This window comes from Candidatus Protofrankia californiensis, from assembly GCF_900634765.1.
In the GTDB taxonomy this organism is placed as follows: Bacteria; Actinomycetota; Actinomycetes; order Frankiales; family Frankiaceae; genus Protofrankia; species Protofrankia californiensis.
The window spans coordinates 1-2161 of the sequence record NZ_CAAAFT010000396.1; the positions used below are offsets into that span (position 1 = coordinate 1).

Annotated in this window: 2 protein-coding genes and 1 pseudogene; all 3 read left to right on the plus strand. The window is 71.6% G+C overall.

Going from position 1 to position 2161, the window contains the following annotated elements; all coding sequences use genetic code 11:
• Positions 1–676: ABC transporter substrate-binding protein (locus DD1DGNOD_RS20360; RefSeq protein ID WP_241255866.1), on the plus strand; the 676-nt coding region annotated here is incomplete at its 5' end.
• 138 nt (positions 677–814) lie between these two features.
• Entirely contained in the window at positions 815–1855 is a 1041-nt protein-coding gene (locus tag DD1DGNOD_RS20365; protein WP_013874569.1) for an ABC transporter permease, read from the plus strand.
• Positions 1852–2161 (plus strand): annotated as a pseudogene (locus DD1DGNOD_RS20370) (ABC transporter permease); the annotation flags it as partial. The gene DD1DGNOD_RS20365 and the pseudogene DD1DGNOD_RS20370, both read left to right, overlap by 4 nt.

Sequence of the window (2161 nt, forward strand, 5' to 3'; positions counted from 1 at the left end):
GTTCAACCACTCGCGGCCGGCGCTGTCCGACGCCCGGGTCCGCCACGCGATCCGGCAGGGCATCGACAAGGACGGCCTGATCCGGGTACTCGGCGGCGGCACCCGGATCGGCAGTTCCGTCCCACCGCTGGACCCCTGGTACGAGGACCTCACCGGAATCGACAGGTACGACCCGGCGAACGCCCGCAGGCTGCTCGCCGACGCCGGCTACGCGGGTGGGCTGACCCTCGGGCTCACGGTCCCGAACATCTACCCGCCGGCCATCGCCGAGTACGTGCGCTCCCAGCTCCAGGACATCGGGATCACGGTGCGGACGGCCAGCGTCGAGTTCCCCACCTGGCTCACCCAGGTGTACCGGAACGCCGACTACGACCTGAGCATCGTCGACCACGCCGAACCGCGGGACCTGGGCAACTACGCGAAGCCGGGCTACTACTGGCGTTACGACAGCCCGGCGGTCCAGCAGGCCTATCAGGCCGCGGTGACGGCGTCCTCGGACGCCGAGCGTGACCAGAACCTGCGCAGGCTCGCCCGGCAGATCTCCGAGGACGCGGCCAGCGACTGGCTGCTGCTCGGCCCGGCTCGGCAGATTGTCCGGGCCGGCGTCACCGGCTACCCGACCAACAACCTGTCGTCCCTCTACGACGTCTCGAAGATCCAGATCAGGAGGTCCTGACCCGACCGGCCGCCGTCGTGTTCGACGCCCTCCCCTGCCCCGGAGGGCAACAATCATGATACAGAGAGTCGTGATTCACGAGATCATGGTTCGGAGGGTCGTGGTACGGAGGATGTGGGGAGTGCGAAGGACGGGCCCATGGCGGTGATCCTGCTGCGGCGCCTCGTCCTGCTGGCCCTGTCGCTGGTCGCCGCGAGCCTGCTCGTCTTCCTGCTGCTGCGACTGCTGCCCGGCGACGTGGCCGACGTGATCGCGGGGACCACGGCCTCCCCGGAGCAGGTCGCCAGGATCCGCCACCAGCTCGGCGTCGACCGACCGCTGATCACCCAGTACGCCAGCTGGGTCGGCGGTGTCCTCACCGGTGATTTCGGCGCCTCGGCGGTGAACGGGGTGTCCGTGTCGGCGCAGCTCGGCGAGAAACTGACGGTGACCGCGCCGCTGGTGGCCGGTGCGACCGTCCTGGCCGTCGCGGTCGCGCTGCCGCTCGGGATCATCTCGGCGGCCCGGCACCGGCGGGCCGACGGGCTGGCCCTGTCCACACTCAGCCAGCTCGGCATCGCGGTGCCCAGCTTCTGGGTGGGGCTGATGCTCATCACCCTGTTCGCGGTCGAGTGGGGGGTGCTGCCCGCCGGCGGGTTCCCGACGGACGGCTGGGACGACCCGGCGGCGGCCGTGCGCAGCCTGGCGCTGCCCGTGGTCACCCTGGCGCTGGTGGAGGGCGCGGTGCTGATGCGGTTCACCCGCTCGGCAACGCTGGAGGTGCTGCACGCGGACTTCATCCGCACCGCCCGGGCGAAGGGGCTGACCCGCGGCCGGGCACTGCTGCGGCACGGGGTCCGCAACGCGGCCGGGCCGGTCCTGTCCGTGCTGGGCCTGGAGTTCGCCACCCTGCTCGCCGGCACGGTCGTGATCGAGAACGTGTTCGCGCTGCCGGGCGTCGGGCAGATGCTGATCGTCGACATCGGCAACCGCGATCTGGTCAAGGTCCAGGGCACAGTGCTGCTGATCACCGTGGCCGTGCTGGTCGTCGGCTTCCTCGTCGACGTCGGCCATCGGCTGCTGGATCCGAGACTGCTGGATCCGAGACTGCTGGATCCGAGACTGCTGGATCCGAGACTGCTGGATCCGAGGCTGCTGGATCCGAGGCTGCCGGCCGCCGGGACGCGGGGCCCGAGATGACGGCTCCGCCGCGCGGGACGGCCCGGCCGCCGAGGACCGCCCCGCCGCTGGTGACGGCCCTGCTGCGCAGCCGTTCGGGCCGGCTGGGTGTGCTGCTGTCCTCGCTCGTCGTGGCCGCCGCCGCGGTGTCCCTGGTCTGGACGCCGTACGACCCGACCCGGGTGGACGCGGGCGCGCCCTGGCTGCCGATCAGCGGGCAGCACTGGTTCGGCACCGACAAGCTCGGCCGGGACCTGTTCAGCCAGATCCTTCTCGGCGCCCGGATCACGGTGTTCGCCGCGGTGGCGGCCACCGCCGTCGCCGCGG

What these genes read in the sequence shown, in the direction of transcription:
- DD1DGNOD_RS20365 (WP_013874569.1), top strand. Translation starts at nt 815, where the DNA reads ATGGCGGTGATCCTGCTGCGGCGCCTCGTCCTGCTGGCCCTGTCGCTG.